We start from the raw sequence: 12,591 nt of genomic DNA on the forward strand, positions 1-12,591 counted from the left end.
GTGCCGGAGCCGCTGTTCCTGTCGGCGCGCCGGCCGGTGACGCTGGTGTTCGGCGGTCACGGCAGGCTCAGCCGGCTCCTCTGCGAGCGGCTCGCGGAAGCGGGTTTCGTGGTGGCGGTCGCCGACCGGTCGCCCCACCGCGCGGCCCTCCTCAGCCGGGACGTGTCGGGCCGTCACCACGTCGCTCTCCCGTATGCCGTGGAACCGGACGACGGCGGGAGCGTCGATCGCCTGGTGGCCGAGGTCGTCCTCGACCTCGGCCGGATCGACGCGGTGGTGGGCCTCGCTCCCGAGGGCCTGGACGCCGGTACGGGGGACGACCCGGGGCCGTGGGCCAGGTCTCTGGGCGTCACTCTGGCGGTGGCCCACCGACTCGCCACCGCCGCGGCCCGGCACATGCTCGCCGTGCCCACGCCGGGACGGATCGTGCTGCTCGCCCCGGGCGGCGGCACCCCGCCTCATCCCGCCGAGCGGGCCGCTTCGGCGGCCCTCGGCGCGCTTGTCCGGGACTGGGCCGCCGCGTGGCCGGCCGACCGGGTGTCCGTCAACGCCGTCGTGCCGGGTGAGAACTCCCCGCGCGGCGCGATCGTCTCGGCCGTCGCCCTTCTCGCCTCGCCGCGGGCCCAGGGGATCAGCGGCCAGGTGGTCATGGTGCGAGGCCGCGGCGCCGAGTGACCCGTCGTGGCATCGGCGGGACGGTCCGCGGAACATACGGGAGGGCCGCCGCGCGGGTCGCCGCGCCGGCCCGGAGATCCCGGACGCGCCCGAGAAAGCGCCCACTCCGGAGAGGAATCCATGTCGCCGTACTCGTCGTGCGCCGAACGTGCCCGGCCGAAGTCCCCCGCCGACGGGGCCCGACGCGGGGGCGTCTGGGGGTGCGAGATCCCCCGCGTCCCCGCCCGGTCGCCAGGACGGTGGCTCGTCCTGCCGAGTGCCGCCGTCTCGGTCCTCTTCGCGGACGGGGGAGAGCTCGCCCTCGTCGACGCCGCGGGGGTGCCCCGAGCGCTCCCGCCGGGGCCCCTGCTCCTGGGGCCGCGCGTCACCACGCTCACCCTCGCGGGTCCGGACGGTCCACGCTGTCCCCGCCTGCTGCTCGCGCCCTGGACGGTCCACACCCTCTCCGGACTGCCCATGGACCGCCTGGTGGACCGGATCGTCCCGGCCGAGGAGGTGCTGGGGCCCGGGGTCCGCCGCCTGGCCGGTGATCTCGCCGCGGCGGGGGACTGCCGGGACGACGCACTCCGGCGGCTCGGCCTCACGCTGAGCCGTTGGGAGACGCGAGGCGGGCCACCGGCTCCGCCGGTGCTGCGGGCCTGGAGCGAGCTGGTCCGTACCCGTGGGACGGCGTCCATCGCGGACCTGGCGCGTCACGCGGGCTGGTGCCACAGCCAGCTGGGACGGCGCTTCCCGAAGCAGGTCGGGCTCTCGCCGAAGGCGGCCGCCCGTGTCCTGCGATGGCGGGAGGCGATACGGCGGCTGGCAGGTGGAGAGCCCGTGGCCGGCGCCGCTCTCGGGGCCGGGTATCACGACCAGGCCCATTTCGGCCATGAATGCAAGGCCATGGCCGGGTGCACCCCGCGCCGCTTCCTCTCCACATGGAATTCCGAAGGGTTCCGTGAGGATGCGGAATTCTTACAAGAACAGGCGGCGGCCGACAGGGCAGAGTATTCCTCGGAAGGGCGGAGTGGAGAGAAGGAAAGGAACGGCGGGAAAAAGTCCGCCGCACCTCTTCTCCTCCGATGACCGCCACTTCGCGCACCTCCGTCCAACGAGAATCAGAAGACCGAGAAGGAGTCCGACATGCTGAAGAAGATCGAGGGTTTCGGGTCCCGCCTGCTGGAGCGCGTCGTCCCCGGTGTCGACGCGGCGGCCTGCGGCTGGAAGTGGTGGGCCGCGTGCTGGCAGTGCGGCGGCCGCTCCTGCTCCGTCAACACCTGCACCGCCGACCTGATCTGCGGCTGACAGCACGGCGGTCACTCGCGAGGTGACGGACGAGGGGCGCCGGCCGTCCGGCGGGCCGCCCCTCGTCCGTGCCCGTCGTGGCCCCTCCGCCGTAAGGAGAGCTCATGGCTTACCTGGCCCTGGCCGCCCGCTGCCTCATCGGGATTGTGTTCCTGGTATCGGCGGTGAGCAAGACATCGAGTGTGCGGGCCTTCCGGGAATTCACGGAATCACTGGACGACATGCCACTGGTTCCGCCCGTCGGAAAAAAGTCGGTGGCGCTTTCCGTCATTCTCGCCGAGTATTCCGTACCCCTTCTGATGCCGTGGCCGGAAACCGCCGTCCAGGCTGCCGGATTCCTCGTATCGGCAGGGCTGCTCGGCGTTTTCGCCCTGTCCATCGCCGTCGCGGTACGACGCGGCAAGACGACACCGTGCCGCTGCTTCGGGACCTCCGCGACCCCGCTCGGCGCGCGCCACCTGGTGCGCAACCTCGTTCTCGCCGCCCTCGCCGGGCTCGGCGTCGCCCTCGTCCTGGGCCCCGCCTCCGACGCGCCCGCGCACCCCGGCGGAGCCGTGATCGCCGCGGCCGGCGGGGCCGCCCTGGCCGCGCTCGTGGCGACGCTCGACGACATCGTCCAGTTGTTCCGCCCCGCCCCCGGGCGGCCCGGGCCGCGCCCCGGGCCGCCCCGGCGGCACCCGAGTCAAGAGGAGACACCCCATGCCGTTCCTGATCGCGGGCCTGCTGCTCGTGGGGGCGCTGTGCGCCCTGGATCTCGTCCTCACCCTGGGAGTGGTCAAGCGGCTGCGTGACCAGCAGAACCTCCTCACCGAGCTGGGCACCGGCACGTCAGGTCCCGCCGTGGGGGAGCGGATCGGGGACTTCGCCGCCCTGACGGTCGGCGGGGAGATCGTCGCCCGCGACCGCATCGCCGAGGAGACGCTGGTCGCCTTCTTCTCCCCGACCTGCGGCCCCTGCCGGAAGAAGCTGCCCGGCTTCGTCGCGTACGCCGGTGCCCTGCCCGGCGGGCGGGACCGGGTCCTCGCCGTGGTGGCCGGCTCGGCCGAGGCGGCCACCCCCTTCGTCGACGCCCTCGCACCGGTGGCCCACGTGGTCCTGGAGGAGACCGACGGCGCGGTCGGTGCCGCCTTCCAGGCCACCGCGTACCCCACGGTCCTCCGCGTCGCCCGCGGCGGGGACGGCGAGGTCGTCGTCACCGACGACCGTGTCGATCTCGACCGAGCCACCCGGGCCGTGGCATGACATCCCCGACGGCTTCCCGCGGGGCACCGGCCCCCGCCCGGGACCGGAAGGCCGGCGTCCTGCGCAACGCCGTCGCCGCCGGCGTTCTCGCCCTCCGCGCCGCCCCCGGCATGCTCGCCCTCTTCACGGCGGTCACCCTTCTCTCCGCCGTCCTCCCGGTGGCCGCCGCATGGTGCACCAAGGCCCTCCTGGACGGCATGACCACGGGAGCCGGGGCCCGCGCCCTCCTCGGTCTCGGCGCCGCGCTGGCGGGCGCCGGACTGCTCACCGCCCTCGCCCCGCACGCCGCCCGCTACCTCCGCTCCGAGCTGGACCGGGCCGTCGGACTGCTCGCCCAGGACCGGCTGTTCGCGGCCGTCCAGGGATTCACCGGACTCGGCCGCTTCGAGGACCCCCGCTTCCTCGACCGGCTCCGGCTGGCGCAACAGGCCGGGCGCATGTCCCCCAACCAGTCGGTCGACGGCATCCTCGGCACGGTGCAGGCCGCCGTCACCATCACGGGTTTCCTCGGTTCGATGCTGGTGCTGAGCCCGGTCATGACCGGACTCGTCCTCGCCGCCGGCCTCCCGGTGCTCGCCGCCCAGCTCACCCTCGCCCGGCGCCGGGCCCGGATGTTCTGGGACATCGGCCCCGCCGAACGCCGGGAGGTCTTCTACGCCGACCTGCTCACCACCGTCGACGCGGCCAAGGAGGTACGGCTGTTCGGCCTCGGCACCTTCCTGCGGGGCCGGATGCAGTCCGAACGCCGGTCCGCCAACGCGGCCAAGCGCGCCGTCGACCGGAAGGACCTCCTACTCCAGTCCGGCCTCGGGCTCCTGGCGGCCGCCGTCTCGGGCGGCGGCCTGCTGTGGGCGGTCCACGCCGCGCGCACCGGCGCCCTGTCGATCGGTGACATCACCGTCTTCATCGCCGCCATCGCGGGCGTGCAGAGCGCGCTCACCGCCCTGGCGGGCGAGATCGCCCTCACCCACCAGGCCCTCCTGATGTTCGACCACTACGCCGCCGTCACCGAGGCGGGCCCCGATCTCCCGGTCCCCGCCCGGCCCCGCGCCCCCGAACCGCTGCGCCACGGCATCGAACTGCGGGACGTCTGGTTCCGGTACTCCGATGAGCACCCCTGGGTCCTGCGCGGCGTCGACCTCACCATTCCGCGCGGCCGGTCGCTCGCCGTGGTCGGCCTCAACGGGGCCGGCAAGTCCACCCTGGTCAAACTCCTGTGCCGGATGTACGACCCGACCCGGGGCGCCGTCCTGTGGGACGGCGTCGACATCCGCGCACTCGACCCCGGGGAACTGCGCCGCCGCGTCGGCGCCGTGTTCCAGGACTACATGACCTACGACCTCACCGCGGCCGAGAACATCGCCCTCGGCGATCTCGACGCCTTCGACGGCCACGAGGACCTCGGCGGCGACCCCCGCGTCCGCGCTGCCGCCGAACGGGCCGGGATCCACCCCCGGCTCGCGGACCTTCCCCAGGGCTACGACACGCTGCTGTCCCGCAGGTTCTTCCCCGGCGCGGAGCAGGATCCCGCCGCGGGGGTCGAACTCTCCGGCGGACAGTGGCAGCGCCTCGCCCTCGCCCGCGCCCTCCTGCGCGACCGGTGCGACCTGATGATCCTGGACGAGCCCTCGGCGGGCCTGGACGCCGCCGCCGAGCACGAGATCCACACGGCCCTGCGGCGCCACCGTGAAGGCCGCACCAGCCTGCTGATCTCCCACCGCCTCGGGGCCGTACGCCAGGCGGCGGCGATCGTCGTCCTCGACCGGGGCCGCGTCGTGGAACGGGGCGACCACGAGTCCCTGATGGCGGCGCGGGGCACGTACGCGCGCCTGTTCACCCTCCAGGCCTCCGGCTATCAGGCCGCCACGGATCGCGACGATCCCGACGACGCCCCGCCCCGGACCAAGTCCCCGACCGCGACTCCCGCTGCGGTGGCAGGAGGCCGGGGATGACACCCGCCCCCGCTCCCGGCCCCCACCGCCCGCCGCGGTCCGGTTTCCGGGGCCCGTCGCTTTTTCGTACCGCGCAGCCGTCCCCCGACGCCGGACCGCCGGCCCCGCCCGGCCCGGACATCGGCCTCCTCGGCCCCGGACCGCGCCGTTCCCCCGGGGTCCGGACCGGCCTCGCGCTCGCCGTCGGCGCCGCCTGGCCGGCCGCCGGCGCCCTGGGGGCGGGCGGCCGGCCGGCCTCGGCGCTGGCCGCCGCCGTGATCGCCGCCGTGCTCACCCTGGCCCTGGCCGGGATCGTCCTCCTCGGCCGCCGGCTGGTCGTCGTCACGGTGCGGGGCGAGAGCATGCGGCCCGCCTACCGCGACGGCGACCGCCTGCTGGTCCGGCGCGGACCGGGGCGGCCCCGGCGGGGGGACGTGGTCGTCCTGGTGCCGCCCGGCGCCCGCCACTCCCGGCACTGGATCGTCAAACGGGTGGCCGCCGCGCCCGGTGACCGTGTCCCGCGCGGTGACGTTCCCGCCCTGACCGCCGTCCCCGAGGCCCACGTTCCGCCCGGACGCCTGGTCCTCCTCGGCGACAACCCTCCCGCCAGCATCGACTCCCGGCAGGTCGGATACTTCCCCGCGGACACCCTGCTCGGCGTGGTCCTCCGCCCCCTGACCTGACCCCCGGCCGGCCCGCGCGGGCTCTTTTTCAGGAGATCCCGTGATCCTTCGCAGTCCCCTCCCCGATGTCGTCCTGCCGGACGTCACCGTGTACGAGCTGCTGTTCGGCGCGCTCGACGACGGGGACCGGGAGCGGGACGCGCTCGTCGACGGGATCACCGGCCGGACTCTCACCTACGGTGAACTCGCCGAGAGCGTCGACCGGTTCGCGGGGGCGCTCGCCGCGCGGGGGCTGCGACCCGGGGACGTGGTGGGGCTGAACGCGCCCAACTCCTCGTCTGTGCGCGGTGGTCAACCCCGGGCGGGAAGGTTCCAGCGGGTGCCATCGGGGATGTACCGCACGTACGCGCTCCCGTCGGTCTCGCGGGTGTAGGCGAACCGGTCGTGCGCGGGGCGGCCGGCGGTGTTCCACCAGCGCCATGCGTTCTCGACCTGGCCCCAGAGGGCGGGGTCGCCGCCGCAGGTGACGAGTCCGGTGTCGTCGCCGGCGAGGGGCGTGCGGCCCCATGATCCGTCGGGGCCCTGGATCTGGAGTGACAGGGTTCCGGCTGCGTCGCGGTGGTAGACGAGTTCTGCCTCGGGCAGGTGGAAGGCGAGGAGGAGGCGGAAGGGGTAGTGCTCGCGGATGTCGGCGGCCGTGACAGCCGTCGGCCTGGTCGTCGTTTCGGGGAGGAGCGGGGGCCGCTGCCGAGCCGGGTACGTCCGGGCGTCCGTACGGGCGGCCATGAAGCGGCCGGACGTCGCGGTGAAGCGGCCGGCGGCGTGGCCGGTCTCGTCGACCTCCAGACGGGCGATTCCGCCTTCGATGCCGAGGGCGATGTCGGACACGATGACCGTTCCGGGCTTGCTCTGCTCGATCCAGGCCGCGGGGATGGCCGGTACGGAGCAGGTGGCGATGATCCGGTCGAACGTTCCCCCGGTGGGGTAGCCGAGGGTGCCGTCGCCGACGGCCAGGTGCGGGGTGTAGCCGATGAACTTCAGGCGCTCTTGCGCGGTGTTGACGAGGGCGGGGTCGATGTCGACGGAGTGCACGAGGTCGTCGCCGAGCCGGGCGCTGAGCAAGGCGGAGTTGTAGCCGGTGCCGGTGCCGATTTCGAGGACGCGGTGATAGTCCTCGACGGCCAGGTCTTCGAGCATGCCGGCCATGAGGCTGGGCAGGGTGCTGGACGATGTGGGGATGCCGGTCCACGCGGTGTCGTCGACCCGTTTGGCGGTGTCCGGGTCGAGGGCGGTCACGAGGGTCTGGTCGCTGTAGACGGTGGCGAGATCCTCGGGCGTGATCGCACCGCTGTGCATGCGCCATACGGCAATGCCCCTGTCGTTTGTCTCCTGCTGGAACCAAGTGCGTACGAGCACATGCCTGTAGACGTTTGCGAACGCCTGCGCCCACTCGGTGCTTCGGATGGCGCCGGCCTGAACGAGGGTGGCCGAGAGGGCGACCATGTGGGGCCGTACCTCTTCGCAGTGGGGCTTGCTCATGCGGGTACTCCTCGTAGTTCGTCGGCGATGGCCTGGGCGATGGGCAGGCCGGTGCGGTGCTGGATCCAGTCCCACTGGCCGCACGGGTTGGCTTCCAGGAAGACCCATTCCCCGTCGGGGGTAACGATGAAGTCCATGGCGGCGAACCTCAGGTCGAGGTCTTTCATGTAGCGGTGCACGCCGTCGGCGACGTGGTCGGGGGTGTCGGTGGTGCGGTAGGCGAGGGAACCGTAGTCGCTGCGCCAGTCGGTGTGTGCGGCCTCGCTGCCCGCGTGGATCTCGGCGGCGAGCAGGCGCTCACCCACGACGGTGAGGCGTACCTCGTGCGCCTTGTCCACCCATGCCTGGAACAGGTGGGCGGTGGCGTCAAGGCCGGCGAGGTCGGCGAGGTCGGCCTCGGTGACGCGACGGGTGTACACGGTCTTGAGCTGGTCGCCCTCAATGAACACCGGCGTGGCGACCGGCTTGCAAATCACCTGTCCGCCGACATCACCGACGAACGCCTTGACGGCGTCCGGCGTGTTGGTGATGAGCGTCGGCGGGATGGACAGGCCGGCCCGCTGCGCGGTGGCGAGCTGGAGGGGCTTGTACTCGGCGCGGGACATAGCGGCCGGGTGCGAGACCCACCGGCAGTCGAGCGCGGTGATGATGCCGCCGAGACCGGCGCGGGCCTGGGCGGCGGCGAACCGGCGCTCGGGCTCCGACATGCCGTCGGCAAACTCGAAGGGGTTCGGGGCGCGGTAGTAGACCGCTGCGACGTCGGACAGGTCAAGGGCGCGGTGGGCGGTGGTGAGTCCGCCGGCCCACCCCCGCCGGGCGTCGATGCGCCCGGCGAGGGAGAGCTGCTGCGGAAACTCGGCGGTGTCCATGCGGAACACCTCCGCCCCACCGTCCGTGAGGGCCTGGACGACGCGATCGGTCGGCCAGTCGGTGCGTGCTGCGATCACGAGGACGGTGGGCATGGGGTCAGTCCTTCGGGCCCTCGTCGAGGGGCGGCGGGCTGGTGGTGGATCCGTCCGGCACGGTCGGCGTCTCCGTCTGCATGAAGGGGAGCGGTCCGCCGTAGAGGGAGAGGGAGACCTGCTGCGCGTCGTCGTAGACGGCCAGGGGGATGGTGATCGGCTGCTGGGGGGTGCGGGCGAACTGGAGGATCCACGGGCGGTCGCCCTGGGTGCTCGGCGGCTCGCTGGTGTGTAAGCCGCGCGTCCGCTCGGGCGCGAGCGGGAACACTTCCCGCGGGTGGGCGATGGTCGTCGTGCTCATGTGCTGTTCCTCCTGCATCAGTTGGCCTCGCCGGATGGCGGGGCGGCGTGTGGTGCGGTGGACCGTCCCGCGCGCAGAGAGCAGCACATGCTCGGGACGGGGCTTGTAGGCTCGGGCGTGGCGGGTCGGCCCGGGGTCCCTAATACTCCGGGGCGGCCCGTTCGCTACGTCCAGCGTCGTCGGAGGCTGGTCATCCCCATGTACAGGCGGTCGCGGATGCCGGTGCGGTGCATGTACTCGTCGATGCCATCCTGTCCCGTGCCGGGCGGGATCGGGTCGAGCCCCAGGGCGACGACTGCCAGACCGCCGAGGGCGATGTGAGACATCCACTGTCGTGACGTGGGAGGCAGGCGCATCACGGTCGTGGGGTGGCCGTAGGACAGGGCGGCGGTGCCGGCTCGAAGCATCACCCGCCCGCCGATGTTCGGCGTCTTCTGGGACGCGGGGGCGAGGCAGAGAGCGTGCGCCATGTCCAAGAGGCCGGTTTCCACCGTCGTGGGCGTCTCGCCGTTGCGGCGGGGGCCGGGATGCCCGATGAACAGCCACGCCAACGGGCCGGTGTCCACGGTTGTTTCGGTCCACCTGGCCGTTATGAGTGTGGCGACGAACCCGGAGCCCGGGATGGGGCGGATGGGGTGGGGAGCTTGGGCGGTCAGCGGCATGGGATCTCCGCCCACACGCACTTTCCGAAGGGCTGGTCCTCGCAGCCCCACATCCCGCCGCAGACCGCGTCGAGGATGAACAGGCCGTGTCCGCGGGTGCGGTCGGTGGACTCTGGCCGGTGGCGCGGTCGACGACGTACAGGGTCGTACACCTCGACCCGCGTTCGCGCGTCGTCGATGTGGAGGACGACCCGGATCATGTCGCCCGGCTCGGTGCCGTAGCGGTACGAGTTGGTGACCAGTTCGCTGGTTACCAAGGTGACGTCGTCGAGGTGTGTGCCGGACGCGGTCGGCGACGTCTCGCACACGTACGTGCGGACGAAGTCTCGGGCATGAGCGGCCGATTCGATCGCGCCGGCGAGCAGAAGCACGTTCGGGGTGCCGGTCGGCGGGGAGCAGCACGTCATCACTTCGGCGTGCGGCGGGGTGGTGCTGGTGTCGATCGCGGACCGGCCCACGGCCGGATTCCGCGTGTCGGGGTCGTTGGACACGGGTGACCGTCCTCTCGCTTCACTGCGACAGGTCCGCCCCGGGCGCCACTCGTTCGGGGCGGATTTTTCCACTGGCCCGCCTGTGCCCTCGGCACGAACATACGAGGTCAGGCGGCCTCGTTGGCGAGAGCGCGGGTGGAGGGCCGTGTGTGGACACAGCTTCGCCACCCGTTGTTGTGCCGTCGCCACCGAAGTCCCGCTAGCGTGACCTACAGAGCGCACCCCCTTCAACTAGCCCCATCGGAAGGAAGAGAGCGTGACCAACAGGAAGCCGCTGGACGCAGAGTCCAGCCCCAAGGCAGCGTACGGCGCCCATTTACGCAGGATGCGCGACGAACGGGGGTGGAGTCAGGAGGAAGTAGCTACCCGATCGGCATACTCCAGCCAGCACATTTCCGCTGTCGAAACTTGCCGTAAGCCACCCTCCCTTCCGTTCTCGCTGAAGATGGACGAGGTTTTTGAAACCAAGGGCTCCGAGGGCTCGTTCGAGCGCCGGTGGCACAGGACCAGACCGGGGCCCCTCTTGGAAGGTTTCCCGGAGTACGTGGCCAACGAAGGGAAGGCCGTAGAAATTCGGCTGTACGAAATTGGCATCATCCCGGGCCTGTTGCAGACGCCCGGATACGCTCGCTGCCTGGCCGACAGCAACGTTCGACGTGGCGCGATCACGCCTGAACGGGCGGAGCGCCGCGTTCGGTTCCTCGGGCAACGGCAGGACATCCTCGATCGCAGCAATCCGCCGATGCGACTGATAGTCATGGACGAGAGCTGCATCCGCCGGGAAGTCGGCGGCTCCCAGGTCATGGCCGAACAGCTTGACCGACTGCTGGACGTCGCAGAACAGCCCAACACTGTCATGCAGATTGCCCCCTTCACGCGGGGCGAGCAACGGGCGCTTGATCTGCCGCTCAACCTGCTGACTCTCCCGGACATGACCGTTCTTGCGTACGCCGAATCGCAGATCCGAGGCCACATGGAGCGCCACACGGGCTCGGTGCTCGGGCTGCTCACGGCCTACCATCACTTGCAAGCCGAAGCCCTACCGCACGCGGCATCAGTGGCCATGATCCAAGAAGCACGAAAGGCTTACCCGTGACGACCGAGCACCCGCAGTGGTTCAAGTCCTCTTACAGCAACAACGACGGCAACTGCGTCGAGGTCGCCACGAACCTCGTTGCCCGGCGTGGCGTCGTCCCCGTCCGTGACTCGAAGGTCTCCGACGGTCCCGCGCTCAGCGTCTCTGCCTCCGCGTTCGCGTCGTTCACGGCCGGCGTCAAGGCCGGTCAGCTCGGCATCTGACGCGCACGCCGTCCAGCACGACAAAGACGCCCCCCGTACGGCCCCTCAGGGCCGTACGGGGGCGTTGGCGTCAGGTGCGGGTGGCCTGCCGCAGGGGGACAGGGCGAGGCCGACCAGGGCGACCCCCGGCAAGATCCTCCGCAAGGAGCTGCGGTCACTGCCCCTCGGCGACGGCTCCTGACCCCTCCGCGGACCCGGGCTCGGACCCGGGCTCGGACCCCGCCCCGGCCCCGGCGGCGAAGTGGTCCAGCGCGGCCGCGGTCGGCGCGGCGATCGCCGGCCGCAGCGCCGTGCGGACATCGGGCGCGAAGTGCGGCGAGTGGTTGGGCGCGGGCGGCTCCCCGTCCGGGCGTTCCTCGCCCGCCACGCCCAGCATCCAGTACACCAGCGGGATCCCGGATTCCCCGTGGATCCCGGCCCCGGCGTCCCCGAACAGCGGGAAGTCCTCCGTCGCCAGCGACCCCGGCCACGGCAGCACCCGCCCCGGCCCGAGGAGCCGCGCGTGCGCGCCCCACGCCGCGGCCGTCGCCGCCGGATCGCAGCGCAGCGCGGCGGACCGGGACACCACCGTCACCTCCGGGTCCCGGGGCGCGCCCGCGGCCACGCTCTCGCCGTGCGCGATCCGGCGTACGGCGGCCAGTGCCCGGTCCAGCGACGCCTCGTTCGCGGCGCGCACCCCGACGCCGAGCGTGGCCCGGTCCGGGATCACGTTGGCGGCGGTGCCGGCCCGCAACGTGCCCACATTCACGGCGACTTGGGCGGACGGGGCGGCCTCGCGGGACACCACGCCCTGCAGCCGGGTGACGACGGACGCGGCGGCCAGCACCGGGTCCACCGCCAGGTGAGGGGTGGCGGCGTGGCCGCCCCGGCCGTGCAGCGTCACGTCGAGGACCACGCCGGCCCCGGTGACGGGCGGGCCGCCGTCCGTCATGTGCGCGACGGTGCCGGACGGCAGCGGGGCGGCGTGCTGGGCGAGGACGACGTCGGGCCGGCCGAACCGTTCGTACAGCCCGTCCCGCAGCATCGCCTCCGCCCCGGTCAGCGTCTCCTCGGCGGGCTGGCCCACCACCACGAGCGTGCCCCGCCACCGCTCGGACAGGGCGGCGAGCAGCTCCGCCGCGCCCGCCGCCGCCGCGAGGTGCAGATCGTGGCCGCAGGCGTGCATGGCGTCGTTCCGGCTGGCGTACGGCAGGCCCGTCTCCTCCCGCATCGGCAGCGCGTCGAGTTCCGCCCGCAGCCACACGCTCGGCCCGGGCCCGTTCCGCAGCACCGCGACCACCCCGTGGCCGCCCACTCCGCGCGTGACCTCCAGGCCGGCCGCCGCGAGCCGCTCGGCGAACACCTCGGCGGTACGGGCCTCTTGGCCGGAGGGCTCTGGATGCGCGTGCAGGTCCAGGTAGAGGCCGAGGGCCGGCCGCAGCACCTGCCCGGCCCGGACGAGCAGATCCGCCTCACCGGAGCCGGGCCCGGAGCCGAAGCCGGAATCAGGGCCGGCGCCGGGAACACGGGACGGGGACGGGACGGTCGAGGTCATCGGCGCACTCCGGGAGAGGAACGGCCCGGGCCTCCGTCACGGGTG

Annotated in this window: 16 protein-coding genes; 10 read left to right on the forward strand and 6 right to left on the reverse strand. The window is 72.8% G+C overall.

The genetic code is table 11. The features are described 5' to 3' along the window. The 8 genes from ABZ693_RS16500 to ABZ693_RS16535 all read left to right on the forward strand — a co-directional run bounded on the left by ABZ693_RS16500 (position 1) and on the right by ABZ693_RS16535 (position 6,191). The gene (locus ABZ693_RS16500; protein ID WP_359877111.1) at positions 1-675 is read left to right on the forward strand and encodes an SDR family oxidoreductase; all 675 of its coding nucleotides are present in this window, start codon (positions 1-3) and stop codon (positions 673-675) included. Positions 676-1,131: 456 nt separating this feature from the next. Beyond that, positions 1,132-1,743, forward strand: coding sequence for a helix-turn-helix domain-containing protein (locus ABZ693_RS16505; protein ID WP_359877114.1), 612 nt, complete (start codon positions 1,132-1,134; stop codon positions 1,741-1,743). A gap of 57 nt (positions 1,744-1,800) precedes the next feature. Then, positions 1,801-1,962, forward strand: coding sequence for a hypothetical protein (locus tag ABZ693_RS16510; RefSeq protein ID WP_359877117.1), 162 nt, complete (start codon positions 1,801-1,803; stop codon positions 1,960-1,962). A gap of 104 nt (positions 1,963-2,066) precedes the next feature. Continuing rightward, positions 2,067-2,753, forward strand: a complete 687-nt coding sequence (locus ABZ693_RS16515; protein ID WP_359877120.1) for a MauE/DoxX family redox-associated membrane protein — start codon at positions 2,067-2,069, stop codon at positions 2,751-2,753. Beyond that, complete coding sequence (locus tag ABZ693_RS16520) at positions 2,662-3,204, forward strand: TlpA family protein disulfide reductase (RefSeq protein ID WP_359877123.1); 543 nt, start codon at positions 2,662-2,664, stop codon at positions 3,202-3,204. Before ABZ693_RS16515 ends, ABZ693_RS16520 begins: the two co-directional genes overlap by 92 nt. Further along, positions 3,201-5,156: an ABC transporter ATP-binding protein gene (locus ABZ693_RS16525; RefSeq protein WP_359877126.1), complete on the forward strand. Its 1,956-nt coding sequence runs from the start codon at positions 3,201-3,203 to the stop codon at positions 5,154-5,156. The genes ABZ693_RS16520 and ABZ693_RS16525 overlap by 4 nt, the downstream gene beginning before the upstream one ends. Further along, positions 5,153-5,818 carry a S26 family signal peptidase gene (locus tag ABZ693_RS16530; protein ID WP_359877129.1) on the forward strand — a complete coding sequence of 222 codons (666 nt, stop codon included), beginning with the start codon at positions 5,153-5,155 and terminating at the stop codon, positions 5,816-5,818. The genes ABZ693_RS16525 and ABZ693_RS16530 overlap by 4 nt, the downstream gene beginning before the upstream one ends. A gap of 40 nt (positions 5,819-5,858) precedes the next feature. Then, a complete protein-coding gene (locus ABZ693_RS16535; RefSeq protein WP_359877132.1) occupies positions 5,859-6,191 on the forward strand; it encodes an AMP-binding protein in 333 nt (110 codons plus the stop codon). On the opposite strand, the gene ABZ693_RS16540 is transcribed toward ABZ693_RS16535, so the two are convergent. From ABZ693_RS16540 to ABZ693_RS16560, 5 genes are all read right to left on the reverse strand, one after another. Next, positions 6,110-7,297, reverse strand: a complete 1,188-nt coding sequence (locus ABZ693_RS16540; RefSeq protein WP_359877134.1) for a methyltransferase domain-containing protein — start codon at positions 7,295-7,297, stop codon at positions 6,110-6,112. The genes ABZ693_RS16535 and ABZ693_RS16540 overlap by 82 nt on opposite strands. Then, entirely contained in the window at positions 7,294-8,259 is a 966-nt protein-coding gene (gene tgmB / locus ABZ693_RS16545; RefSeq protein ID WP_359877137.1) for an ATP-grasp ribosomal peptide maturase, read from the reverse strand. The genes ABZ693_RS16540 and tgmB overlap by 4 nt, the downstream gene beginning before the upstream one ends. Positions 8,260-8,263: 4 nt before the next feature. Beyond that, positions 8,264-8,560, reverse strand: a complete 297-nt coding sequence (locus ABZ693_RS16550) for a hypothetical protein (RefSeq protein ID WP_359877140.1) — start codon at positions 8,558-8,560, stop codon at positions 8,264-8,266. Positions 8,561-8,724: 164 nt separating this feature from the next. Further along, a complete protein-coding gene (locus tag ABZ693_RS16555) occupies positions 8,725-9,126 on the reverse strand; it encodes a hypothetical protein (RefSeq protein WP_359877142.1) in 402 nt (133 codons plus the stop codon). 86 nt (positions 9,127-9,212) lie between these two features. After that, the gene (locus tag ABZ693_RS16560) at positions 9,213-9,629 is read right to left on the reverse strand and encodes an ATP-binding protein (protein ID WP_359877207.1); all 417 of its coding nucleotides are present in this window, start codon (positions 9,627-9,629) and stop codon (positions 9,213-9,215) included. A 340-nt stretch (positions 9,630-9,969) separates the two neighbouring features. Here ABZ693_RS16560 and ABZ693_RS16565 point away from each other — a divergent pair, with 340 nt between their 5' ends. Further along, positions 9,970-10,809 (forward strand): helix-turn-helix domain-containing protein, encoded by an 840-nt coding sequence (locus tag ABZ693_RS16565; protein WP_359877144.1) that lies wholly within the window; start codon positions 9,970-9,972, stop codon positions 10,807-10,809. After that, entirely contained in the window at positions 10,806-11,012 is a 207-nt protein-coding gene (locus ABZ693_RS16570) for a DUF397 domain-containing protein (RefSeq protein ID WP_359877146.1), read from the forward strand. Before ABZ693_RS16565 ends, ABZ693_RS16570 begins: the two co-directional genes overlap by 4 nt. A gap of 154 nt (positions 11,013-11,166) precedes the next feature. On the opposite strand, the gene ABZ693_RS16575 is transcribed toward ABZ693_RS16570, so the two are convergent. Beyond that, a complete protein-coding gene (locus tag ABZ693_RS16575) occupies positions 11,167-12,546 on the reverse strand; it encodes an amidohydrolase (protein WP_359877149.1) in 1,380 nt (459 codons plus the stop codon). Positions 12,547-12,591 lie beyond the last annotated feature (45 nt).

Source organism: Streptomyces laurentii (assembly GCF_040635425.1).
GTDB classification, from domain to species: domain Bacteria; phylum Actinomycetota; class Actinomycetes; order Streptomycetales; family Streptomycetaceae; genus Streptomyces; species Streptomyces laurentii.

Coding starts and splice junctions, on each gene's coding strand:
- ABZ693_RS16530 (WP_359877129.1), top strand. CDS start 5,153: ATGACACCCGCCCCCGCTCCCGGCCCCCACCGCCCGCCGCGGTCCGGT.
- ABZ693_RS16540 (WP_359877134.1), bottom strand. CDS start 7,297: ATGAGCAAGCCCCACTGCGAAGAGGTACGGCCCCACATGGTCGCCCTC.
- ABZ693_RS16575 (WP_359877149.1), bottom strand. CDS start 12,546: ATGACCTCGACCGTCCCGTCCCCGTCCCGTGTTCCCGGCGCCGGCCCT.
- ABZ693_RS16550 (WP_359877140.1), bottom strand. CDS start 8,560: ATGAGCACGACGACCATCGCCCACCCGCGGGAAGTGTTCCCGCTCGCG.
- ABZ693_RS16560 (WP_359877207.1), bottom strand. CDS start 9,629: ATGACGTGCTGCTCCCCGCCGACCGGCACCCCGAACGTGCTTCTGCTC.
- ABZ693_RS16520 (WP_359877123.1), top strand. CDS start 2,662: ATGCCGTTCCTGATCGCGGGCCTGCTGCTCGTGGGGGCGCTGTGCGCC.
- ABZ693_RS16515 (WP_359877120.1), top strand. CDS start 2,067: ATGGCTTACCTGGCCCTGGCCGCCCGCTGCCTCATCGGGATTGTGTTC.
- ABZ693_RS16505 (WP_359877114.1), top strand. CDS start 1,132: ATGGACCGCCTGGTGGACCGGATCGTCCCGGCCGAGGAGGTGCTGGGG.
- ABZ693_RS16525 (WP_359877126.1), top strand. CDS start 3,201: ATGACATCCCCGACGGCTTCCCGCGGGGCACCGGCCCCCGCCCGGGAC.
- ABZ693_RS16510 (WP_359877117.1), top strand. CDS start 1,801: ATGCTGAAGAAGATCGAGGGTTTCGGGTCCCGCCTGCTGGAGCGCGTC.
- tgmB (WP_359877137.1), bottom strand. CDS start 8,259: ATGCCCACCGTCCTCGTGATCGCAGCACGCACCGACTGGCCGACCGAT.